This is a genomic window from Cellulophaga sp., from assembly GCF_039943695.1.
Lineage (GTDB): Bacteria > Bacteroidota > Bacteroidia > Flavobacteriales > Flavobacteriaceae > Cellulophaga.
Genome location: NZ_JBDVAA010000160.1, coordinates 13,761 through 37,240 on the forward strand (window position 1 = coordinate 13,761; position 23,480 = coordinate 37,240).

23 protein-coding genes are annotated in these 23,480 nt (G+C 28.8%); 21 read left to right on the plus strand and 2 right to left on the minus strand.

The genetic code is table 11. The features are described from left to right. The first annotated feature begins 17 nt into the window (after positions 1-17). The 12 genes from ABJD66_RS10480 (at position 18) to ABJD66_RS10535 (ending at position 12,249) form a co-directional block, all read left to right on the plus strand. A complete protein-coding gene (locus ABJD66_RS10480; protein ID WP_348131199.1) occupies positions 18-827 on the plus strand; it encodes a hypothetical protein in 810 nt (269 codons plus the stop codon). Positions 828-972: 145 nt separating this feature from the next. Further along, entirely contained in the window at positions 973-1,404 is a 432-nt protein-coding gene (locus tag ABJD66_RS10485; RefSeq protein ID WP_348131202.1) for a hypothetical protein, read from the plus strand. A 228-nt stretch (positions 1,405-1,632) separates the two neighbouring features. Then, on the plus strand, positions 1,633-2,265 hold the full coding sequence (locus ABJD66_RS10490) for a hypothetical protein (RefSeq protein ID WP_348131205.1): 633 nt from the start codon (positions 1,633-1,635) through the stop codon (positions 2,263-2,265). Positions 2,266-2,387: 122 nt separating this feature from the next. Next, the gene (locus ABJD66_RS10495; RefSeq protein ID WP_348131207.1) at positions 2,388-3,206 is read left to right on the plus strand and encodes a hypothetical protein; all 819 of its coding nucleotides are present in this window, start codon (positions 2,388-2,390) and stop codon (positions 3,204-3,206) included. A gap of 178 nt (positions 3,207-3,384) precedes the next feature. Beyond that, positions 3,385-3,954 (plus strand): hypothetical protein, encoded by a 570-nt coding sequence (locus ABJD66_RS10500; protein WP_348131210.1) that lies wholly within the window; start codon positions 3,385-3,387, stop codon positions 3,952-3,954. Positions 3,955-4,214: 260 nt separating this feature from the next. Beyond that, complete coding sequence (locus ABJD66_RS10505; RefSeq protein WP_348131213.1) at positions 4,215-4,643, plus strand: energy transducer TonB; 429 nt, start codon at positions 4,215-4,217, stop codon at positions 4,641-4,643. 337 nt (positions 4,644-4,980) lie between these two features. Then, entirely contained in the window at positions 4,981-6,102 is a 1,122-nt protein-coding gene (locus ABJD66_RS10510; protein WP_348131216.1) for a TlpA disulfide reductase family protein, read from the plus strand. 161 nt (positions 6,103-6,263) lie between these two features. Beyond that, positions 6,264-6,863: a GNAT family protein gene (locus ABJD66_RS10515; RefSeq protein ID WP_348131219.1), complete on the plus strand. Its 600-nt coding sequence runs from the start codon at positions 6,264-6,266 to the stop codon at positions 6,861-6,863. 342 nt (positions 6,864-7,205) lie between these two features. Further along, entirely contained in the window at positions 7,206-7,994 is a 789-nt protein-coding gene (locus ABJD66_RS10520) for a hypothetical protein (protein WP_348131222.1), read from the plus strand. A 250-nt stretch (positions 7,995-8,244) separates the two neighbouring features. Beyond that, complete coding sequence (locus tag ABJD66_RS10525; protein WP_348131225.1) at positions 8,245-8,850, plus strand: hypothetical protein; 606 nt, start codon at positions 8,245-8,247, stop codon at positions 8,848-8,850. A 227-nt stretch (positions 8,851-9,077) separates the two neighbouring features. Beyond that, a complete protein-coding gene (locus tag ABJD66_RS10530; RefSeq protein WP_348131228.1) occupies positions 9,078-10,190 on the plus strand; it encodes a hypothetical protein in 1,113 nt (370 codons plus the stop codon). A gap of 199 nt (positions 10,191-10,389) precedes the next feature. Continuing rightward, positions 10,390-12,249 (plus strand): hypothetical protein, encoded by a 1,860-nt coding sequence (locus ABJD66_RS10535; protein ID WP_348131231.1) that lies wholly within the window; start codon positions 10,390-10,392, stop codon positions 12,247-12,249. 713 nt (positions 12,250-12,962) lie between these two features. Here ABJD66_RS10535 and ABJD66_RS10540 read toward each other — a convergent pair. Then, positions 12,963-13,976: an NAD-dependent epimerase/dehydratase family protein gene (locus ABJD66_RS10540; protein WP_348131234.1), complete on the minus strand. Its 1,014-nt coding sequence runs from the start codon at positions 13,974-13,976 to the stop codon at positions 12,963-12,965. Between the two features lie 134 nt (positions 13,977-14,110). On the opposite strand from ABJD66_RS10540, the gene ABJD66_RS10545 reads away from it, so the two are divergent. The 9 genes from ABJD66_RS10545 to ABJD66_RS10585 all read left to right on the plus strand — a co-directional run bounded on the left by ABJD66_RS10545 (position 14,111) and on the right by ABJD66_RS10585 (position 22,786). Further along, positions 14,111-14,530 (plus strand): helix-turn-helix domain-containing protein, encoded by a 420-nt coding sequence (locus ABJD66_RS10545; protein ID WP_348131236.1) that lies wholly within the window; start codon positions 14,111-14,113, stop codon positions 14,528-14,530. Between the two features lie 316 nt (positions 14,531-14,846). After that, positions 14,847-15,410: a hypothetical protein gene (locus ABJD66_RS10550; RefSeq protein ID WP_348131239.1), complete on the plus strand. Its 564-nt coding sequence runs from the start codon at positions 14,847-14,849 to the stop codon at positions 15,408-15,410. 34 nt (positions 15,411-15,444) lie between these two features. After that, the gene (locus tag ABJD66_RS10555; protein ID WP_348131241.1) at positions 15,445-15,969 is read left to right on the plus strand and encodes a hypothetical protein; all 525 of its coding nucleotides are present in this window, start codon (positions 15,445-15,447) and stop codon (positions 15,967-15,969) included. A gap of 419 nt (positions 15,970-16,388) precedes the next feature. Next, a complete protein-coding gene (locus ABJD66_RS10560) occupies positions 16,389-16,988 on the plus strand; it encodes an RDD family protein (protein WP_348131244.1) in 600 nt (199 codons plus the stop codon). Between the two features lie 219 nt (positions 16,989-17,207). Further along, complete coding sequence (locus ABJD66_RS10565; protein WP_348131247.1) at positions 17,208-18,701, plus strand: hypothetical protein; 1,494 nt, start codon at positions 17,208-17,210, stop codon at positions 18,699-18,701. Positions 18,702-18,811: 110 nt separating this feature from the next. Then, on the plus strand, positions 18,812-19,264 hold the full coding sequence (locus tag ABJD66_RS10570; protein ID WP_348131250.1) for a hypothetical protein: 453 nt from the start codon (positions 18,812-18,814) through the stop codon (positions 19,262-19,264). A gap of 169 nt (positions 19,265-19,433) precedes the next feature. Next, entirely contained in the window at positions 19,434-20,942 is a 1,509-nt protein-coding gene (locus ABJD66_RS10575; RefSeq protein WP_348131253.1) for a T9SS type A sorting domain-containing protein, read from the plus strand. Between the two features lie 220 nt (positions 20,943-21,162). After that, entirely contained in the window at positions 21,163-21,396 is a 234-nt protein-coding gene (locus ABJD66_RS10580; RefSeq protein WP_100894043.1) for a hypothetical protein, read from the plus strand. Between the two features lie 52 nt (positions 21,397-21,448). Continuing rightward, positions 21,449-22,786: a carboxypeptidase-like regulatory domain-containing protein gene (locus ABJD66_RS10585; RefSeq protein ID WP_348131257.1), complete on the plus strand. Its 1,338-nt coding sequence runs from the start codon at positions 21,449-21,451 to the stop codon at positions 22,784-22,786. 82 nt (positions 22,787-22,868) lie between these two features. Here ABJD66_RS10585 and ABJD66_RS10590 read toward each other — a convergent pair whose 3' ends face one another. After that, positions 22,869-23,471 (minus strand): hypothetical protein, encoded by a 603-nt coding sequence (locus ABJD66_RS10590; RefSeq protein WP_348131260.1) that lies wholly within the window; start codon positions 23,469-23,471, stop codon positions 22,869-22,871. Positions 23,472-23,480: the final 9 nt, after the last annotated feature.

A 23,480-nucleotide genomic window follows, 5' to 3' on the forward strand; every position in this document is an offset into this window, starting at 1 on the left:
GAAAACAAACTTCGAAAATGATTGATGAACTCTATTTTAAAGATGATGGAAAAGTTAATATAACAGCTGCTTCAGTTGGTATTAGCAAAAGACGATGGGCTTGTGCTACTGGAAGAGATATTGAAACAGATAATTATATTGCTATAATGCAAAGTAATAGGTTTGACTTAATTCCTATTGTTTTAAATAACGAGGTTAAAGAGTATTTTATCACAAGCAAACCGAACGATTTTAGCAATATTGAGCGACATAAAATAACATTTTCGGACACTTTAGAACTAACAACAAATATTAGAACAGTAATTAATAATTTCTGTTCCGAAAAAAGAACATTTTATTTCCTAACTTTTCAAAAAGAAATTGCTGGTTTAATTACTATTGGAAACTTAAATTGTCGCCAAGTTCAAATCTATATTTTTCAAAGATTATGTGATTTAGAAAGAAGTTTAGATGAGTTTTTACTAGATAATCTTGAGCAAAAAGAAATAATTAATTGGATTGAGCAAAAAGTCAATCCAGAAAACGAAGAGGATAAATACAAAGGTATTTTAGAGCTTTACGACAAACTACTTAGTTTAGATTTGGAAAATACAATTACTGAGCATTTTTATTTTGTAGACTTTTTCAACATCTTTAACGAAGTAAAACTTTTTGAGAAATTAGGTTTAACCAAGAAAGAATGGAAAAAATTTAACAGCATAAATGAAATCAGAAAAAGAATTGCGCATCCCACCAGAAGTTTAATTGATAACCAGAACACAATAGATAAATTATCTAGCCGATTAAAAAAAATGGACGAATTATTATTCGCTCTGAACAACAACTAGGGCTAAAACCTTATATAATTCATTGCTAGTTATAGCCTACTTACAAAAATCCTCGCGGATTTTCTTGGTTCGTGTTTTATTTACTAACTTCATTGTTTAAACCACGCAACTAATCTTATATAACAACGTTATATGTAATTAAAGAATGGAAATAAAAGACCCAAATATTGCCTTAGAAACTTTTAGTAGTATCTCACAGATAACTTCCAAATTGGAATATGAAAAATGGGTCCGCTTCATTGATAATAATAGTGATTATTTTACTTGGTCCAAAAATACTAAACAAGGAAAATTAACATTAGCCAATCTTGATAGGATACCTACATCTATGATAGAAAAGGTTAAGGAAGGTTATAATAAAAAAAAGGCTTTAGCGGAATTTAATTCAAGAAATAATTATTATGTAATTGTTATTTCATTTAATAAAGAATATGGAATTATTTCCACGACTTTTATGAAAAAAATTACAAAAAAACACCTCGAAAAACTCTTAGAATTAGCAAATTATATGGATGGGTTATTACTAAATAATGGAAACGAAATTATTGACAAAAAATATATTTCTGAAATGAAATAAACTACATACAACACGGTGTATAAAACATAGCTAATAAGTGCTTAACCGAAAGGTTTATGTATATTTAGAAAGTCCGCCAAATTTTTAATTTGGCTTTTAAATCAAAGAAAAGATAAAAGCAAAATATTTATATTTAGCTAAGTAATAAACCGAAACGATAGTACTTACCACCTGCCCTACAATTCTTATAATGAACATTTTTTGTGATTTGAGATAACCGAAATGGTAATGATATTTAAGCGAAATATTAAGTCTGAATACGAGGAAAGATTAAAAAAATCGTTTCCAAAAGAATTGTATTCGGACTTGAATGAAGTTTTGAAAATTTTACCATTAGATAAGAATCTAGTTAAATTATGTGATGGCCAAACTCATAAGGTTGACAATCTAATTCACGAATTGGAATTGAATATTGAATTTAACAACGAAACTCTAATAATTCCTTCTAGACTTTATTTTAATGAACCAAATCCAGAATTAGAGAAATCTTTGACTGACAAACAAAAAGACATTTTAAATTGTATTTATTTACGTCATCACAATGGATATTTAAGAGAAAAACGACTGAATTTAATATCTGATAATTCAGAAAAGTGGACTGTTCCATTCATAATTCAATTAATTGGTGAATATGTTTATGAATTGCTTCCAGTTATTGAAAAAAAAATAAACAAAAACACTCTGGATTATTACGTTGATTTTATAGATGAAAATCCTAAATATTGGCAACAGACTGAAAGTAGAATGATAAGCTATTGGAATGAATATTATAGGTGCAAATTTCCGAAACTGAAAGATTATTTGGGATTTGAAATTGTTAACCGAATAAAAAAAAGAAAGCAGAATAATGGCTATAAGTAATTGCTAGTTCTATCCTACTTACAAATCCTAAAGCGTTGAAATTTTATCTAGTTTTTATTTGCTAAATTTAGTGCTTAAACCACGCAACTAACATACACAAAAATGTTGTTCCCAATTAAAAAATGAATAAACCAATACTAATAGTACTTATTTTAATAACAATTTTATCTTGTAAAACTGAAAAGTCAACTGAAATAATTGTTATTGGAACACTTCATAAACCAGAATCTAATTTTAATTCAGAGATTCTCTTTAATATACTAGAAGAAGTAAAACCTGATTTTATATTACGAGAAGTAGATTCTTCATTCTTTACTTCTGATTTTAGATACAAAAATGTATCAACAAGCAATGAAGCTATAGCATCAGAAAAATATTTTAAAAAATATTCCAAGACAAAATTAAGACCTTATGAGTTTGAAGGCAGAAATGAATACCGATTAAATATTGGTTCACGCCCAACAGACGGTTTTACAACAAAATTATTGGATAGCTTAAATAAAGCTAATTTATTAACTGCTGCTGAATCTAAAATTTACAATAAATATGAATCTCTTTTGGAGCCACTAATAATATTGGCTTCTAAATCACCTGAAAATTTTAACAACAGCACAACGGATAGTATTTGCGCAGAAAGACAGTATTATCAATATAAAATGTTATCGAAAATTACAAATGTAAGAGATGAGTTCTCAAATCGCTTTCATACCAAACCAAATGGAGAAAAAATAAGTTACCGAGATGGGTTTCAGTTAGCTTGTGATTTTTGGGATTTAAGAAATAAAACAATGGCAAAAAATATAATGACGATTTCTGAACAGAACAATGGCAAACGAATTGTTGTTCTCTGTGGATTTATGCACAGATATTATATTTTAAGTGAATTGAAAAAACTAACCAAAGGCAAGAAAATTATAATAAAAGAATATTACGAAGAATAAAACTAAGCACAACAACTCATAAAATTAATTGCTACTTCTACCCTATTTACGAAAGTCGTTTCTGACTTTTTTACTCGGTAATTATTTACTAAATTTAGTGCTTAAACCACGCAACAAACCATATTCTAAACCGTTAGCAAATATAAAAAAGAACAAAAAAAATAATTAATATAAAAAAATGAAAAACAAAATATTATTCATTCTGACTTTTTCAATTCTTTTCACTTCTTGTAAAAATGAAAATAATCAAAAAAAGATAGCCCCTGTAATTAGTGAGATAAAACCAGAAATAAAAAGCATATCCTATAAAGAAAAGGCTGAATCAGAAATAATAAGTATAATATCTGAATATGAGAATATCAGTTCTGTCAAATGGAATTCAAATCAGATATATAAAATTAAGGGTCAAATTGACCCAAATGAAAATATAACCGCTTTTTTACTTAATGGGCAACTTAGAAAAATGGAAGTTACTAAAAACTTAAAAGGCTTAGTAAAAATTTCCGAATTCTATTTAAAGGACAGCAATTTAAAACTAGTAATAGAAAAGGAAACCATTTCTAATGATTCAATAACTGAAAATCATTTTTATTTTAATAATAATAAACTTTTAAAAAAAGTGATTAATCTAAATTACGACAGTTTAGTTTCTAAAAAGGACTTAATGAGTGAAGAAAAAAGAATTAAAAAGAAGTTTGATAATTATGCTGCACAAATAATTAAAGAAATTATGAGCTCAAATAAATAACATTTGCTAACACTATATATAGCAAATTGGGTGATTAGCACTTAATCCAAAAGCTGTTGTTTATTTACTAAGACCGCCAAATAGAATATTACACGACAGCGAAATGGTCTTTTTTGGCTTTAAAACAAAATAAAAAGTTTTGGCTAAGTGCTAGACCAAAAAGTAACCGCTTATTTTCACGCAACTTTCCATATACAAAACCGTTATGGCCAAGCTGAAAAAAAACCAACTCTGAACTTTAAACCTTAAAAATCAACAAAATGAAAAAACTACTCACAACTACTTTATTGATATGTTGTCTTACTGCCTTTGGACAGGAAAAAAAATCAGAAGAAACTATTTTTGCGGTTTCAGAAGAACAGGCAATTTTTTTTGGTTGTGAAAAAATAGGTGGGAAAACTGCAAGAGAAAAATGCACGTACCAAAAGATCTATGAATATATAGGTAAAAATATCGATAGTAAATTAGCTATAAAAGAGGGAATAAAGGGTAAATACAAAATAAGAGTTACTATTAAAATTGATAGAGAAGGTAATATTTCAGAAACAATTACGGACTCTGAACACAAGAAAATTGATAGAAAAATTAAAAAAGCTTTTAAGAAGTTTCCTCAAATGATTCCGAATAAACAAAATAATATACCAACTGCAACCTCTTTCACTATTCCTGTGACATTAATTGGAAAATAATCAGATATAATTAAAAGATACTGAATTCTTATTCAAGCAGAGGGAATCTAAATGGACTTTCCTGTGAGTTTGCGCAGTCGTAATTTTAATCGGGAGGAATATGGTCAGTACGTGCTTACTTTTATGTGTTACAACTTGTTATAACAATGCCTGTAACAAATAAGGCAAAAGTACTATATTTAAAGACTTAGTTGTTTTAACCGAATCCACCAAATCTTTTGATTTGGCTTTAAAACAAAATATAAAAGCTTTGGTTAAGGGCTTAATCGAAAATTAATTACTTTTAATTTCCGTACTAACCATAGCCGAGACGTTGTGCATCATTATGAAAAACATTATGAAGAAAATTCAAACTATAACATTTTTACTATTAAGTTGTTTTATTTACGCTCAAAACAATTCGGCTTTTGAAATTGAATTCAGTGGAAAACTTTATTTTGACAACATAAAAGATAGCCTCAAGTATTCTAAATTTTACAGCAAAATGGATAGTGAAATTTCAGAGCGTATTCTTACAGCCGAAAAGGAAATTGTAATCATAAATAAGGACACCATATTGGTTGAACAGTTTCCGAAAAAAATTGGTCCTTCAAAAACAATGTATATTAGGAATTCTAATATAAACGATAGACTTGATTTAAACTCTGGAAAAAAAACTAAATGGAATAACCCATATATTACATCAAAATATCGTAAAATTAATAATTACGAAAGAATTTCTACTGAAGACCAAAAAATAATAGGAGAGGAATGTGAAGCGTGGATTTCAAAATCTAAAAATGGCTGGAATAAAATTTGGATTTCAAAAGTAAAATTAGAAAATTCAGAATTAGAATACCCAGACTTAATTATTAATGGGTTTTTAGTACTAAAAAGAACTAAACATTTAAATGGAGGTGGGAATATAGATTTTGAGGCTCAGTCAATTAACAAAATAAATATATCTAATTTCAAAAATATTTTGGGAAAACATTTAATAGTTGATATTAAAACAAAATATAGTCCTATTGATGAAAACCAAAAATTATCTGACAAATCAATAAAAGTTGGAAATCAAGTTGACAATTTTGCATTCAGAAATGTTTTCGAAAATGACCTTATTAAACTTTATGATATTACTAAACAAAAGAAATATACAATTGTAGAGTTTTGGGGAACTTGGTGCGTACCTTGCTTACTTGCAAATGAAAAAATTAAAGAGTTAAAAAAAACTTATGAAGATAATCTATCAATTTTCTCAATCAACGCCGATGATAGAAATATAAGTAAGTTAAAAAAAATGATTGAGAAAAAAGAAATGAATTGGTCTCACGGTTATGCGACTGAAAAGCTACTGAAAGTTTTTAATAATAAAGGAACTTACCCAAGGTTAGTTATATTGAATAACGAAAATCAAGTTTTGTTTATTGGAAACCCACAAGTTGATTTAGATAAAATAAAAGAAGTATTGAATAAATAACAATGCACAACAATGGCTATAAGTAATTGCTTGTTCTAGCCTATTTACGAAAGTCCTTTCTGACTTTTTCACTCGGTAATTATTTACTAAATTAGTTGCTTAAAACACGCAACTAACCATACATAAAACCGTTGTCATTATACCAAAAAAACATAATAAAAATGGGAAATTGGATTGAAAAAATAGAACTAGAAGGCAAAAAAGTGAAATTGATTCCATTAGAGAAATCACATAAGATTGGACTTTTAAAAGCGGCAACGGATGGAAAATTATGGGAAATGTGGTTTACTTCGGTTCCTTCAGAAAAAAATATCGATAATTATATTGACCACGCCCTAATTCAAAAACAAAATGGGGCTGAGTTTCCGTTTGTGGTGTTAGACAAAAAAAATGGAAATATAATTGGTTCTACAAGATATTATAATATTCAACCGGAACACAGGAGATTGGAAATCGGCTATACTTGGTACGCGAAAAAGAATCAACGGACTGGAGTAAATACGGAATGTAAATATCTTATGTTAAAATATGCCTTTGATGACTTAAACTGTATTGCTGTACAATTTTTAACAAATTGGCACAATTTACCTTCAAGAAAGGCAATTGCCAGACTTGGAGCAAAGCAAGACGGGGTTTTAAGAAATCATAGATTAAATGCCGATGGTAGTTGTAGAGACACTGTAGTTTTTTCAATAACTGAACAAGAATGGCCAGGAGTGGAGAAGACATTGAATTACGAGATGGAAAAGTACAACGGCTAACAATGTGTATAAAACATAGCTAATAAGTGCTTAACCCAAAAGTTTGTGTTTTATTTGCAATGACCGCCAAATAGAATATTACAAGACAGCGAAATGGTCTTTTTTTGCTCTTAAAATGAAAAAAATAAAGGCAAACAAAATGCTTTACCTCGTGCTAAATTAAAAGTCTTCTGACTTTCTATTCCCGTACTAAACCATACACGAAACGTTGTATGCAATTACACTTTTTTCGGGAAAGAAAATAATTACTTTACACAAAGGTTTAATTAACTCAAAAACAGAATTACTAACGCTTGATTTTCAGTCAAATATAAAAAACGATAAAAATTTAAACCATATAACATGAATAGAATATTAGTGATTGTACTATTGATTGTATCAGTAAATATTTATGCCCAAAACCAAGAAGTAAATTTAGGGAAATTTACTTTTGTTTATAATGGCTTTAATGGTTACCAAGTTAGACTTAATTTGGAAAAGCCTAATAATAAACTTCATTTAATAGAGATTGACACGATTTCTGTAATAGATGATAAAGGTAGAATTTTCAAAGAAGTTTCCAGGTATTTTAAAGATTACTCTACAGGAAATTTTATGTTAAGACACTATGAAAATAAAGAAAAATTTAAATACGTAAACATAAATGGTGTTATAGAGTACTTTCAACCCTCAAAAGAGAAAAGTTCACATATTTATTTAGGGCGATATAAAGAATTAAAGACTGGAGAAAATCTTATTCCAGAAAATATATTAACTAAAGAGTCCTCTCTGTACTTTGGACTAGTTGACATAGATGACATGAAAAAACTACTCCCTCCTAGTTTGACTTTTGATGGTGAGCCTATAGATTTTTCAAAAATTGCATTGGTTTATGCTATTAGATTCCCTAAGAATAAAAAAATAATAGGTGTTTTTAATAATGAAATTGCGCCAAACCCTTTCAAAAGTAAAATAATTATTACAAATAAAGAAAATGGAATAACTTATTACATGTGTCATAGATTTGATTTTAATCAAATCTATGACACAAATAAAATAAACAATATTAAGATAGAATTAATGATAGAAAATGAAGAGTCGATTTCAAAAATTCCATTTGAGTTTAAAAAAATCTTAGTTGAAGAATTTTAAAACAGCATACAACAAAGCCCTGTGGTAAAAACAAGTGAAAATCCATTAATTTTTAGCTAAAGTACTTCTATAAGAATCATCATATATTAAGCGGGATTTTTACAGTGGTAATGCTTAGTACTTGGTTGTTTACGAATCTCGAACCGTTGGGGCTAACAGATTTTGTGCGTAAGTAATTATTTACTAGATTAGCCACTTTAAACGCACAACAAACCATATAAAACAACGGTAACAGCAATTAAAATAAATTATGAAAAAATTAAAAATCACATTATTTGGACTACTATTAGGAATATTAACTGCTTGTAATCAAGTAAAATTACCAAATGATGTAATTGAAGACGATAAGGCTTACGAAAAACTTACTGAATATATTTATTCACACTACCCTAACTTAAAAGACAATATTGAGGTAATGGAGTTTTCTTATAACAGCTCAATACACCCACAACGAGATGAAATATCTAGTTCTTTATCAATGAATTTAGTAAAAGGAAGTAATACCGACAGGATTGTAGAATATACTGTAAATAATGAAGGTAGATTGAGTAATTACATTGTAGATATTTCAGTGGGAGATATGATGGATCAAAAATTATCCAATACATACGAGACTTACAAACCATTCCTATTTTCTGATAAACAAATTAATTTGGAGAGTCTAAGAAAAATAATTTCAAAATCTATTGAAGAATTTAAAAAAGAAACAAATGTTGAAAAAGCATATTGTACATCTTTAAGTGTAGAAAAAGAAGCGAATAAAGAACCTGAAATAACCGTAATGATTTCTCAACGAAAATTTGGGTCAACAATAAAGAGATTAACTCGATGGACAATTGATGGTCAAAAAAAATAACTTTTATTAACAAAGTGTAAAAATAATAAGGGTTCATAATCTAACCCAAAGTTTAGTGCTTTCAAATAAGCCCTCCCAGTTATTATCCCAACGCTTCTGGAGGTATTAATACTGTAAAAGACTAAAGCAAAATAAATCCCGAAGCGTTGGGATAGCTAAGTACTAATGCTCTATCCTACTTTTCTTTCACTAAACGTTGGTTAGAGAATATATAAAATTATATACAAATGAAATACCTAAAATTTTTAATTACAATTTCAATAACTTGTTTAATAGCCAGTTGCAGTGCCACCAAGGAAATTAATGGTACTTTTATTAATTTAGATATACAACAAAATGATGGTTATATTGCTACTTTAGCAAATAATAAAAAACTTGAAAATATAAAAATTAATGAAGAAGGCGAATTTAAATTTAAAGTACCAAAGAAAAGAAAAACGTATTCTTTAAATATTAAAAATAGTGTTGGAGATTTAGTAGTTTCGAAATATGGTCGCATTACAAACAAAACTAAAAATGTAATTGTATTAAACAATGGAGTTGAGTTTTGGCAAAAAATAATAGTAGTTAATAAAGACGAAGATTTCAAAAGCATATACGATAAAGAAGTAAACGCTTTTAAACAATTAGATAAAGAAAAAACAAAAGAAGTTAAGGGAGTTTTTTTGAATTTAGGTGATACTTTAAAAAAATTTAGATTTAATATATTTAAGATTTCAAGCCAAAGGTATAATACAATTAATAAGAAAGGCGAATTTCGATTCAAATATCCTAAAAATCCAGAATCTGGATATAAATTAATTATTGAATTTGATCGTGGCGATAAACTTGTTGATCCTACAATTTTTACTAAATATATTCCTATTGACACCGAACGTATAATTGCTTTATATGATGGAATTAACAAAGAGTTGATCTTTGTTAAAAAAGGTGATGATTACGATAAAATATATGAAAATGCTTTGCTAAATTTTAAACAAAAATTATCTACAAAAGATAATCATGGACCTATTTTTCCAGGATGCGAAAAAAGTTTTGACTATGCTAGCTGTTTTAGCAGCGAATTAAACAAACATATTACTAGGCATTTGAATATTAGAGATATTTCAGCCAATTCATTAGGCTTATCTCCCGGTAGAAAAACAGTGAACGTACAGTTTGAAGTTGATGAAAAAGGAAATGCAAATATTATTTCAATAAAAGCACCTCATAAATACTTAGAAAGGAGAGTCTCTATGGTATTTGACAGACTGCCAAGAATGAAGGCAGCCATTAAAGATAGCACACCAATAAAGACAGAATTTAATTTACCTGTATACTTAATTTTAACTGACGATTAATTTATTTTAATTGATGCGAGCAACGATGAAAGATACTTACACACAACACCGCAAATAATTAATAGCTAGTTCTTACCTAATTATGAATCCCACAGCATCGGGACTTACGGATTTTACAAGTAAGTAATTACACACTAAATTAGCTACTTAAATGCAGTACTAAACACCCATAGCCTGAACATTAACAAACATTAAAAAAATGAAACTTTTAATTATATTTTTAATTTCAACCCTTGTTTCTTGTGCTCAAACTCAAAAGTCTAGTAATAAAAATGTTGAAAAAGTATATTTTAATTCAGGCGCACTTAAAGAAGAAGGACTACTAATAAATGATAAAAAAGAAGGGCTATGGATAACTTACAGTGAAGATAGTATCATTAAAACAAAAATAAATTATAAAAATAATTTAATGGATGGTCTTGCTATTAAATATAATAAGCTAGGTGAGATTTATAAAAAAATAACATATAAGAATGGCTTAAGAGATGGTTATTATGAAACTAATGCAAAGATTTTTGATGAGAATTATAAGCCAATGAGCAAGTTTCCAAAAACAATAGGAACATATAAAAATGATACTATAAAGATTGGAAAATGGACTTCCTACTATGAATATAAAGAAAAACTATTACACTCTATAGAAAACTACAACAACGATGGTGTTAAAATTGGTGAATGGAAAGAGTACTTCAAAAATGGCAAACTTAAACATATAAAATACTTCAATAAATTAGGAGTTAGAGTAAAATCTTGGAAATACTATTTTAACAATAATACTATTGAAAAAGAAATGTATTATGATGAAAAAGGAAATAAAATAGGTGTTTGGAAAGAATACTATGAAAACGGTAAATTATACTACAAAGCTAATTATCTAGATGGAGAATTGAATGGGTTTTACAAAACTGGAGAGCAAAAATTTAATGGACAACTTAAAAAGGATGAACTTCAAGGAAAATTTACTGAATTTTATAAAAATGGTAATATAAGAACTATTAGAAATTTTGAAAATGGAATTAAAAAAGGTAAGGCCATAAGCTACCACACAAACAAACAAATAGAAAAAAAATGCACACACATTAATGATACATTATATAGCGGAAACTATGTTGAATATTATGAAAATGGTCAATTAAAATCAGACAGAAATTTTAATACCGAAGGAGTACCCATAGGAAAATGGAAAGAGTATTACGAAAACGGAAATTTATCTATTTTAAGTAAACTCCCAGATGGAATACATAAAGTTTTTTATAAAAATGGTAACTTAAAAATAAAAGGACAATTTAAAAATAGCCTTGAAGATGGATTATTTAAAGAATTTTACGAAAATGGAAAACTAAAAAGTATTACAGAATATCCAAATGGCGAGTCTATTGAATATTACCCTGATGGCAAAACAATAAAACTTAAAGTAAAGTTCAATAGCCTAAGAAAGGAAAATGGAAACTACATTTCATATTATGAAACTGGAAATCTTGAAAGTACAGGAAATTTTAAAAATGGACTTAAAGATGGTATTTGGAAATATTTTGATTATTACTCTTCAGAAGAGAAAGTAGTCCGAATCACCGAATACAATAATGAATTAAAAATTAATGAAAAAAGATTTTTTGAAAATGGCGATTACTATATAATAACATTAAATAAAGAACCTTTAAGTATAGAACCTATAAGTGAATCGCTATTATTTGATTACGAAAAATATAATGCATCGCTATATAATAAAGATAATCAACTTATTGGCGAAGGGAAAATGAGCGGTGTCAAGTATAAGAGTGGTAGGTGGAAATTTTTCTACACCACAGGAGAACTAAAAAAAATTGCATATTATCGTAGAAATGTAGAAGTAGGAAATGAAAAAGAATATTATAAGTCTGGACAAATAAAATCTATAAGACTAAGCAGTATAAAATATTCAGAATATCATCCCAATGGAAAATTAAAATTAACTGGAAAAATGCGGGGTGATAAATTAGATGGGGAGTGCGTTTTTTATGACATTAATGGTAAGTTTAAAAAGAAAGTTATTTATCAGTTTGGAAATATTAAAGAATAATATTCGCCAACAAAGCCCTGTGGCAAAAAACAAGTAAAAGCCCATTAATTTTTAGCTAAAGTACCTCTATAAGAATCACCATATATTATACGTGATTTAGCTTTAGCAAAGGCACAGTATTCCGTTACTTTGGATCTCGAAGCCATAAAATTTTATCTAGTTTTTATTTATTAAATTAGTTACTGAAACACGCAACTAATCTTATACAAACGCGTTATCATTTATTGCGATACGAATTCTAGTTAAGTAAAAAATATTTAAATTAAAACTCATCATGTCTAAATTTCATTTTATTATGGTTCTTATTATTTGGGGCTTGTCTTTAGACTTACTAGTAAAAACAAAGCGTTCGTTATCTAGTATTTTATTAAATACTGGTCTTGGATTATTTGTTGTGTGTATTTTCCTTAATGTCTTTTTAGATTTAAGAAGCCCTATCTTATACATTATTCGGAATTATGTTTCTGCTATACTTATTGTTATTGGTTTCTTTATGTTGGTAAGGAAACATATCAAATAACATGTAATTCTACAGTAAAATAAAAGTCATTTAATATGGCTAAAAAATTAAAACATAAAAATTCGGGTTGTGTTTAATCTTAAAAGTTAGTGCCTTTTTACACGTTACATTTCATACAAAAAGACCGTTTATACCTAATTAAAAAACCACTCGAACTCTAATTAAAACTCGAGTGATTCTTAAAAACTAACTATTAATTTAACCGTTGTTTTACAGATTTAACCGTGTCTAGAACAGATTTTTCAAAAGAAATTGGCTTCCAGTTAAACACTTCTTTTGTTTTGCTAACATCTGCGTTATAAGTGTTCCCAATAAAAGGTTTCATACCTTTTAAATCGCTATTAAAATTAGACATAAATTTTAATAAGAAATTTGGACCTTCTAAAGTGCTTACTTTATCGTTTCCATTTGATTTTAGAATTTGAGCCATTTCTTTAAACGAATATGGATTTTCGGTTGCAACAACAAATCGTTGTCCGTTTGCCTTCTCATTTTCTAAAGCCTTAACGTGTATACTGGCAATATCTCTTACATCAGACATATTCATACGTACTTTGGCAAGCATTGGCATTTTACCCGTAATCATATCCTTAACAATATTCATTGATTCTCCAGAGAGTTTATCTGACAAGGTTGGTCCCCAAATTGGACCTGGATTAACAACAACCAATTCCAACTTATTATCTCCTTTTTGAGTTTCAATAAAATCCCAGGCACTTTTTTCTGCAAGTGTTTTACTTTTTACATAGGCAGACATATTTTTAGCATTTGGGTTAGTCCAAGTATCTTGTTCTATGTTTAATGACTTATTTGCATCACCAAACATTGCTACCATAGAAGAAGTTAAAACCACGCGTTTTACACCTGCACTTTTAGCAAAATTTAATGCACGTTGTGTACCGTCAATAGCAGGTTTTATAATTTCGTTTTCATCTTTAGGCTCACTTGCCACATAAGGCGAGGCAATATGTAAAACATAGTCACAATCTTGCATTGCTTCCATCCAGCCTTCATCTTTTAAAAGGTTAAGCTCACAAAACTCTAAATTACCATTGGGTTCAACTTCTTTTTTAATTAATCTTATTAATTCATCTGTTTTAGATAAGTTCCTGACAGAACCTTTTACGGCATATCCGTTTTTTAGTAATTCCACTGCTGCGTGCAGACCAACATACCCTGAAACTCCTGTTACTAATACTTTTTTCATTTTATTATATTTATTTATATCAAAATATTACTTGCTAATTGCAAGCAAAGATACTATTTTACTTTTATTTTGCAAGTAATAAATAATTAAACGTATTTTTACAGAATTATTAGTATGATAATACCACATTAAAAATGGAACATAAATTTAGATGCAGCTGCCCTATTACAAGCGCTATTGATATTATTGGAGATAAATGGTCTTTAGTAATTATTAAGCAAATGTTGACTGAAGAGAAAAAGACCTTTAAAGATTTTATTGAGAGCGAAGAAGCTATAGCAACAAATATTTTGTCTTCGAGATTAAAAATGTTAGAAGAATTTAAAATTATAGTAAAAGGAAAACTTCCTGAAAACAAGAAAACAAACATATACACATTAACCGAAAAAGGAATTGCACTTACACCATTAATTGTAGAACTATCTATTTGGAGTGATGCTAATCTACGAGAGTTTCATTCTGATTTATATGCAGGTGAAGAGTTAAAAATGTTAAGAGGTAACAAAGAAAAGTTTATTGAAAATATAGTAGAAAATTATAAGAAGAATAATTAGCTATAATAGCGTATTGAGAAAAAAAATAAAATGTCATTTTTTGACACTAAATATAAATTAAAAGCTAACGAATATAGTTTGGTGGTAACATTAGTATTAATAATTCTAATATTACTCTTAGTAAAGACTATAAAAACGGATATGATTAAAAAATTTCTACTAAGACTAGCTATTGTTATGCTTCCTTTGGTAGTTATTTAATTAGGTGCTTAAACCACTCAGCAAACCATACAAAAACACGTTGAACAACATTTCTAAAAACGGCATAATTATTGTTAAATTCCTATAATATTTTAACTATAAAAAAACAGTTTAAATGAGAAAATCATTACTAACACTAGCTTTTTGTGCACTGACTTTAATTGCAAAATCACAAACCGCAAGTGTTGAACAATCCATTTATGGAATACAAACAGGAGTTTTAGGAATTTGGGCTCATAAAGAGACAAAATTATCTAATCAAATTGTTTTAAGAGCAGAAATTGGAATGGATGCTGGTTTTTGGGGAGGAAGTTTTTATCCTGAAAATGGATATTTAATGACACCTGTAATTAGATTAGAGCCTAGATGGTATTATAATCTTAACAAAAGAGTCTCTAAATCGAGAAATATTAGCGGAAATAGCGGGAATTTTTTAACACTACAAACAAATTATAACCCAAATTGGTTTGTAATATCAAATTATGATAATGTAGAAGTGGCTGACCAAATTTCCATAATACCAACTTGGGGAATTAGAAGAAATATTGGGAATCATTTTACATACGAAACTGGAATTGGAATTGGATACAGATATATTTATGCTAAAAGTGTGGGGTATTTGGAAAATGAAGAAGAAGCTGCTTTGAATTTACATTTAAGAATTGGTTACCGATTTTAATTAGAATAATAAACGACACCACAACAAAGTACTATTGGAGATTAAAGAATATAAACTTTCTGAAAAAGAACTTAAAAAAATTAAGAAGAAATACTGGAAATCTATACTGGTAAATGCTATTATGTTTTTGGTGTTTACCATACTATTTTATTTGTCAAATAAAAACAGAACTAATTATGATTTCTCCTTAATACTTTTCAATATATTATTTGGCATAGCTGTATTATTATTATTTCTAAATTTAATAGGTACTATACTTAGTAGCAAAGACTTAAGAAAAGATAGCAAGGAAAGAAAAAAAATAAAAACTGCAATTATTATAAAAGAAAAGAATGAGCTTGTTAAAACAGGATCTAGCAGGAGTAATATTAGTACAACCACCTATAGACTGTTGTTTGAAAACAACGATTTTTTGACGGTATATGATGTAAGAAAAAATGATTTCAATAAAGTAAAGGTGGGTGATACAATAACTTTGGTTTGTGCCAAATACAGCAAATTAGTTATTAAAATTGAATGGAATTCTATAAGTATAAAAAACAAAGGTTACTTAGCCTAAACTTGTTTGCAGTAATGGTTTTAAGCAATTTAAGCTATGTAGAAAAGCATTCATTTTACAAAAAAACTCAAGGTTTAACCAAATATTAACTAGATATTCTAAGAATAGAATTAATGTGGGATAGTTAAACATTACATTTGAAAGAAATGAAATTATTATGAATTATTCTGTGATGGGCAGCTGTCACAAAAACTGTTTACAACAATGCCTGCCTAAACGTAATGCAGAATTTAAGATAAACCGTAAGGTTTGTGTATATTTATAAAGTCCGCTAAATAGAATATTACGCGACAGCGAAATGGTTTTTTTTTTGCTTTTAAAAATGAAAAATTAAAAACATAAAAATTCGGCATCTTTTTACACGCTACGTTTCATTCACAAGACCGTTGTGTTTAATTCCAAAAACAGCTTAAATTATTATGAAAGAATTGACATTTGAAATAATTTTCTTAGCGGTTTTAATACTCGCGTACTTTGGAGTTTATTACTTATCTAATTATTTGATTACTTATGAGCTAAAAAAGAAAAACACGAATAGAATATCTAACGTTAAGACTTACAAAACAATAACAAGAAGAGGTGAAGAATATGATTATGAATTTCCTCTAAACCCAAATATTGACGGATTTTGGATTAGATTCTTTGCCAAATTATCTGATTATAGTATTTATGCAGGATTCTTCTACTTGTTTAACAAAATGTTTAAGGAAATAAACTGCTATCCTTTTATAATAGCTTTTCTTGCCTTATTTATTATCAATCCGATTTTTGAATCATTAACTGGTAAAACATTTGGGAAATATATCTTTGGTATGAGAGTAATTGACGATTTTGGAGATAACCCATCATTTTTGACATCATTTATTAAAAATCTATTACAACTTTTTAGTATCGTATTTTTAATATTCTCAAGTTCAACTTTATTGGAAGACGAAATGTTTTTTCATAACAAAAAGACATTTACGTACACAATTTGGAACAAAGACAAAGAAAAAATTTTAACGCAATTAAATACCTAAACAAAACTAATAAGTTCTTAACCCAAAGTTTAGTGTATTTTTATAAAGTATGCCAAATATTTTGATTTGACTTTGAATAAGAAAAATTAAAAAGATTTGCTTGACCAGAAGCTAAAAGCCTGCCAGATTTCTACAGGATTTTACTCATAGCTACAACTTTAGCGTTAGGCAAATAAAATATTTAGTAAACAAATGCAATTATAAAGAAAATAAAACATTATGACTTCAAACTATTTTTCAACAATAAATAATTTGCAAACAAAGCATACCTATAAAAACTTAATTCTAATAAGTTTATTGACTATACTAGTTTTTAGCATACCACATATTTCATATTCCCAAGAAAAGAAGACAGAGCAAACATGGGAACTACCAGAGATAAAAAACTCATCGGTAGTTGTTAAAACTGAAACCAATTATTCAGAAATAAATGACACTATACCAATTCGTGGAACACAATACATGATTAGAGTTCCAGAAGCATGGAATGGGATTTTATTGAACGATTTAGATTATTTACAGTCTGCCAATTCAGAAAGAAATCTTCACCTTTTAGAAGAAGGATATGCATTATCAGGCACTAAACGCCGTCCAGATAGATTTTCGAATTATGACCCTGCTCACGAAATCCACGACATTATTTCGGTGCTTGATATTTTTGAAAAAACATTTGGAAAGCCAAAACACACAATACAATTGGGTTGTTCTGGTGGTGGCACAATAACTTTGGCTATGGCTGAAATTCATCCTGACCGCATAGACGGAGGAATTGCAGGTTGTGCCGCAACAAGTGCTTGGATGGCAAATACACATATGGACGCCCTATTTGTATTACAAGCTCTAATTGCTCCAAAATTACCTATTGTTGGACTTCCTTTAAAAGGTAAAAGAATAGAAGAAATAGAGTTAAGTTGGCAAAAAGCTATTAAAGCAGCACAACAAACACCAGAGGGGCGTGCACGTATAGCCTTAGCATTTACCATTGGTCAATGGCCTGCATGGGGAGCTGCTTGGATGGAACCTTTTCCCCAACCAGATGTAAACAATGCAGATGAACTTCAAGAAAGCATGTATAAGTGCTTAATAAAATTACTACCATCCCAAAAAGCTTTTGGCACAGGTATGCTAGAGCAATCTGGTGGTGGACAACTAAGGTTTAATGATGGAGTTGATTATACTGAGTATTACAAAAATGGCAATCCTGATTTTAAAAAGGCTGTTGAAAAATTATATAAAAAAGCAAATATAAAGCTGGAAGATGAACTTATAAAAATAAACGCAGCTCCTAGAGTAAAAGCTAATGCAAAAGCACTAAACTACTGGAGTTCCCCGGGACGAACACATATTGGAGAACCTAAAATACCACTATTACGAATAAACACAACTGGCGATGGTTTAGTTTATCCTAGTATGGCACAAGGTTATGGAGAGTTGGTTGAAGAAAAAGGCTATTCCAAACTTTTTAGACAAGCTTACGTTAATAGTTGGGGGCATTGTACTTTTTCTTTAGCTGAATGGTTGGCAGCAATTGAAACAATGGTACAACGAATTGAAAATGGAGAATGGCCAAATACTGATCCTAAAACATTAAATTCTTTGGGAAAATCTTTAGATGCAGAAAGCGATGTTCGTTATATTGATTATAAGCCTGTTGGTAAATACAATAGAACGTGGAGTCCTTCGGTTGATAATTTTATTGAGAAACAAAAATAAAATACATCAGTAACAACTGCTGTTAATACCCAGATATAATTAATGCGATAACTTAGTATTTATATGATTTTAGGGCCTCCTAATCATCAGAATACAAATGGCTATATTAAATGATATTTCAAGGAACTAACAACCAAACTGTAGAACTAAGGATAATAGATTATCAGTTTCCTAAAATTACCAATTGTGAATATAACTCTAATTGGCTTCTAATTTACTTAAATGTAAAAAGTGATTTTGGTAATTGGCAATACACAGATCCATCCCTGTTAGTAAAGGAAGTTTTAGAAATTATAGATTGGTTAAAAAAAATATATAAAAACGAAACGCCAAAATATAAATGTTTGGAGTTTATTGAGCCAAATTTGGCTTTTGAACTAATAAACACTGGTGTGGACTTTAATACTATTCGCATAAAATTTGATTTGGAATCTAAGCCTCAGAATGCAGATGATGAAAAGGATTATTTTGTGGACTGTAATTTTAATAATTCTGAACTGAACAAAATTATTGAAGGACTAAAAAAAGAATTAAAACCCTATTTAAAAAGAGCTGTCAAATAAAAAAAACCAGCTATTTTCTTCATTAACTAAACACTTTATCTTCTTTACACAGTACTAAAAGCAAAAAACTGATTGTTAATTTACTAATAACCATTAGTTAATCTGCTTAAAGTATTTGCCTAGTAATTTTGACTAAAATTAATAACAACTTTTAACCAAAATTTAAAAAATGAAAAACCTACTTAAAACAAAAATGATGATATGTATCATTATTTTAACCAGTTTACAAAGTGTTTCTGCACAAGATGCAAACCAAATGAACAAACAGCGCAGATATGATGAAATATCATGGCTTATTACCCACAACGCAAACAATAATAATACAGATGGCCCACAAGGTTTTTTTGGCTGCTTAGGCGGAAGAAATCAAGGAAAAGGTATTAAAGCCCAACTACAAGATGGTATTAGAAAGTTTATGGTAGATATACACAATGTTCATGGCGAATTAAGATTAAAACACGGATCACCAAATATGTGTATGATGGATGCCAAAGACTTTAACAACATTATTGAAGATTGGTTAAAAAATCATCCGTTAGACATTATTACACTACACGTACAAGCCGGCCGTAACTTAGGGATTTCTGGTATGGATGATATTTTTTACGGAAGAAGAAGTGGCTACAAAAATATGTCTAACTACATATACAACCACAGTACTTTTGTTAGTGCTAGTAGACCTGCAAATTCTGGCTCAGATACTTACCCTACAATTCAGGAAATGATTAACTCTAATAAAAGACTAGTTATTTTTAGTGAAACCAACTACAATAGTAATATTTACAGATACGAGTTTACAAATACAGTACAAAACCCGTATAGAGCAGGGAAAGTAAGTCATCTTTGGGATACCAATAAGTTTAAGGTAGACAGAGGCATAGACCACAAAACAATACTTACAGTAAACCATTTTGCAGGAGACGCACCAACATACAACGCAGACAAAAATAAATCTAGAGAAGCCAACAAAGATGTAAGCAAAAAAGCGGTAACTGCTTGGTTTCAGTTTGGGCACAGACCTTCGGTTGCTATAGATTATTATAATTTATCTAATGGAAGATCTACCATATCTCAGATTAACGAAGTAAACACTTTTAATGAAGTTAGAGGTAGATTTATTGACTCTAGAAACCCTAATTCTCACATTAAAAATGTGACAACTTATTTAGCCGAATATGTAAATGGTCAATGGAAAAAAATTAAAAACATTGAGTATAAAGGAGAAAGAGCAAAATGGAATTTATTTTACTCTTTTCCTGCAAGACCAAATGACAATAGAGCACTTTTTTTTGAACACCCTAACTATACCTTTTCTCCTAGTTTTATTAAAATTGGAGATTATGATGGTACTCAAAGTAAAACCTACACAGTTAATATTACTGCCAGTCAAAAAAATACATCAAGGTCTTTTGCCGCTAACTCAACATTAAATCAACTGGCTGTATACCCAAATCCATCTTCAAACGGGGAATTAACTTTTAGCTACAACACAGACCTACCTAAAAACTTAACATTAGACTTATATGATTTAAAAGGACAACTCATAAAAAGGCTTACTAATAAAACGGTTATAGGTAAAAATGAACTGTATTGGAACTTTAATGGTTTAAAAGGAATTTATATTCTTAAAGGTAAATTAGGAGAAGAAACAATTACTAAAAAAGTAGTATTTAAATAAAAAATTAAAGAAACAGGGAAGTTCACTTCTCTGTTTCTTTTTTCTACTAGTTGCATTATTTTTTTTACAATAACTGGTTGTGTAAACAATTATGTAAAGAGTTTTTTTATTATACCAATCATAAAATTTAATTTCAGGACATTAAACGTAAAATATTTATATTTGGCCATATAACACATACTACAACTAGCTGTATTAACTCCTGAACCTTTACAAGAAAATGATTATTGAAAAAGAAGAAAAATTTAAAGAGGTACTTTCTAAAATAGAAGGGAAAATTGACGAACAGAGCTTTTTTAATAAGTTCTTAGAGTTATACCCTGAGGATTGGAAAAAACTTAAAATTACATTTTCAAAATTTAAGAGAAGTAAACAGTTTGGAAAAACAATTCCGCTACCTAAGCCAGAAACGTCATTACGAAAAGAAATTAGATTATGGCTACAAAAGCAATAAACTTAACTGCTATACTAATTGCTAACAAAGCACAAAACAATCCCTTTTAATTATGAAATTTACACTCTTATTTTTTTTGTTTACAATAGCGGTAAACGCACAAAACATAAAGGGAACTGTTTTAAACAAGGAAACCAACAAACCTATAGAAAATGTAAGCATAACAATTAAAGGTGAATCTACAGGCACATATACCAACAGTAAAGGGCAATTTGCATTACATTACAGCTCAAAAATAAAATCTACTACCAAACTAATTTTTTCTAGTATTGGCTACAACAAAAAAGAAGTATTTGCCGAGGTACTAAAACAAAATAATTATGTTGTTTTTCTTTTACCCAAAGTAGAAAACTTAAAAGAGATTATAGTTTCTTCTAATAAAAAATTAAAAAGAAATATTGGCTATAAAAAACTAGCAGAAATGCCTTTTGGTGTATCTAACTTTGGATCTACAATTATTAATGATAAGCTGTACGTAACTGCTGGTGATTTATCTTTTATTGAAGAAAATGAAAAAAGAGCTATAGATAATTCTGAAACTATGTCTAAGTTATTTTCAAACTTAAAATTAAATGGCTCCTGGGAGGGTTATAGTAACAAAATACAGATATATGATTTTAAAAATAATTCTTGGGAAGTTACTAAGGAAAAACTAGATAAAAAGGCATTTCACAAAACAGTTGCTGTCAATAATAAATTATACATTTTTGGAGGTAAAACAATATCTCCAAACAAAAAGAGAGAATATTTAAATAATAAAATTGAAATATTAAATACAGCCACAAATGAGATTGTTATTGATGATGCATACCCACACCAAGCTATAAATTTCACTGCTGTAACCTACCAAGAAAATATAATTATAATGGGAGGTTCTACTAAATTATTAGACAACGGAAAAAAATTGTATCGTAACAATTCTTATATATTTAATACCACTACAGGTTACTGGCACCAATTAACAAATATGTTAAAAGACAAAGAAGCTAACGGTATAGCAGCAAATAACAAAGTCTTTTTAATTGGAGGTTTTCGTAACGGACCATTAAAGAACATTGAATCTTACGATTTAGAAACTGCAAAATGGGAATTACAAGGAACATTATTTAACGGAATTGAAAAACCTGCACTAGCTTACAACAATAACATTATTTATATTTTCAACTCTAAAAAAATACTTACTTACAACACTAAAACAAATCTTTTAAAGGAGTACAAAATAGATATCCCTTTAAAATATGCCAATATGCATTATTTAAATGGCAAGTTGTATATACTTGGTGGCTCTAATAGTTTTAATTACAAAATAAAGACCTCAAAAGAAGTATATAGTATAGACTTACAAGAGTTTAAAACAACAAAAGTTGCCAAGGAAAAATATATAAGTTAAACAACAAGATACTTACAAATAAAAAAAACCACAATAAACATCTAGTGCCTTTTGCGGTTTTTTTATTCGATTATTAAGTTTATTAAACTTTATCAAAACTTAAAAACACTCTGTTGTCTTTATTGGCTGCAACATCTAATTTTCCGTATATATACCCCATACCTGTGTGAGATAATGATACAATTGGCCAATTGCTATTTAACACTGTAAAATCTGCTAGTTTGGTATCAAAATCTAACATTAAAATTAAACCATCTTTTTCTTGACTATTAATTGTCCAGCTGCCATTTACAGTGGTATTATTTGCCTCTGCTACAACTTCACCAGAGTCTTTGAAAACAAAGGTAAAACTTGATAATTTAGAAGTCCTATCTATATAAGCAGTAAGGCCTTTTTTCTCCACTAAGTTATCTATATTCCACGTATTTTTTAAAAGAATATCTGTTAGTAATGTAACTGTAATACCTTTTTCTTCATTATTTTGATTCTCTTGGTTGTCCTCTTCATTTTCACTACCCTGATCTCCATTAGTTTTGTCATCAGTATTTTTAGTGTCATCTTCTGTATTTTCTTCTGTTTCCACCAGAGGGGTTTCTGCTTGTTCGTCAGGAGTTTCAAACTCTTCCTCAGACTGGCAAGAAGTTAAAGCTAAAATTAAGATCAGACTTAAAAGTAATTGTTTCATTTTTAATTG

Coding starts and splice junctions, on each gene's coding strand:
- ABJD66_RS10480 (WP_348131199.1), top strand. CDS start 18: ATGATTGATGAACTCTATTTTAAAGATGATGGAAAAGTTAATATAACA.
- ABJD66_RS10485 (WP_348131202.1), top strand. CDS start 973: ATGGAAATAAAAGACCCAAATATTGCCTTAGAAACTTTTAGTAGTATC.
- ABJD66_RS10490 (WP_348131205.1), top strand. CDS start 1,633: ATGATATTTAAGCGAAATATTAAGTCTGAATACGAGGAAAGATTAAAA.
- ABJD66_RS10495 (WP_348131207.1), top strand. CDS start 2,388: ATGAATAAACCAATACTAATAGTACTTATTTTAATAACAATTTTATCT.
- ABJD66_RS10500 (WP_348131210.1), top strand. CDS start 3,385: ATGAAAAACAAAATATTATTCATTCTGACTTTTTCAATTCTTTTCACT.
- ABJD66_RS10505 (WP_348131213.1), top strand. CDS start 4,215: ATGAAAAAACTACTCACAACTACTTTATTGATATGTTGTCTTACTGCC.
- ABJD66_RS10510 (WP_348131216.1), top strand. CDS start 4,981: ATGAAGAAAATTCAAACTATAACATTTTTACTATTAAGTTGTTTTATT.
- ABJD66_RS10515 (WP_348131219.1), top strand. CDS start 6,264: ATGGGAAATTGGATTGAAAAAATAGAACTAGAAGGCAAAAAAGTGAAA.
- ABJD66_RS10520 (WP_348131222.1), top strand. CDS start 7,206: ATGAATAGAATATTAGTGATTGTACTATTGATTGTATCAGTAAATATT.
- ABJD66_RS10525 (WP_348131225.1), top strand. CDS start 8,245: ATGAAAAAATTAAAAATCACATTATTTGGACTACTATTAGGAATATTA.
- ABJD66_RS10530 (WP_348131228.1), top strand. CDS start 9,078: ATGAAATACCTAAAATTTTTAATTACAATTTCAATAACTTGTTTAATA.
- ABJD66_RS10535 (WP_348131231.1), top strand. CDS start 10,390: ATGAAACTTTTAATTATATTTTTAATTTCAACCCTTGTTTCTTGTGCT.
- ABJD66_RS10540 (WP_348131234.1), bottom strand. CDS start 13,976: ATGAAAAAAGTATTAGTAACAGGAGTTTCAGGGTATGTTGGTCTGCAC.
- ABJD66_RS10545 (WP_348131236.1), top strand. CDS start 14,111: ATGGAACATAAATTTAGATGCAGCTGCCCTATTACAAGCGCTATTGAT.
- ABJD66_RS10550 (WP_348131239.1), top strand. CDS start 14,847: ATGAGAAAATCATTACTAACACTAGCTTTTTGTGCACTGACTTTAATT.
- ABJD66_RS10560 (WP_348131244.1), top strand. CDS start 16,389: ATGAAAGAATTGACATTTGAAATAATTTTCTTAGCGGTTTTAATACTC.
- ABJD66_RS10565 (WP_348131247.1), top strand. CDS start 17,208: ATGACTTCAAACTATTTTTCAACAATAAATAATTTGCAAACAAAGCAT.
- ABJD66_RS10570 (WP_348131250.1), top strand. CDS start 18,812: ATGATATTTCAAGGAACTAACAACCAAACTGTAGAACTAAGGATAATA.
- ABJD66_RS10575 (WP_348131253.1), top strand. CDS start 19,434: ATGAAAAACCTACTTAAAACAAAAATGATGATATGTATCATTATTTTA.
- ABJD66_RS10580 (WP_100894043.1), top strand. CDS start 21,163: ATGATTATTGAAAAAGAAGAAAAATTTAAAGAGGTACTTTCTAAAATA.
- ABJD66_RS10585 (WP_348131257.1), top strand. CDS start 21,449: ATGAAATTTACACTCTTATTTTTTTTGTTTACAATAGCGGTAAACGCA.
- ABJD66_RS10590 (WP_348131260.1), bottom strand. CDS start 23,471: ATGAAACAATTACTTTTAAGTCTGATCTTAATTTTAGCTTTAACTTCT.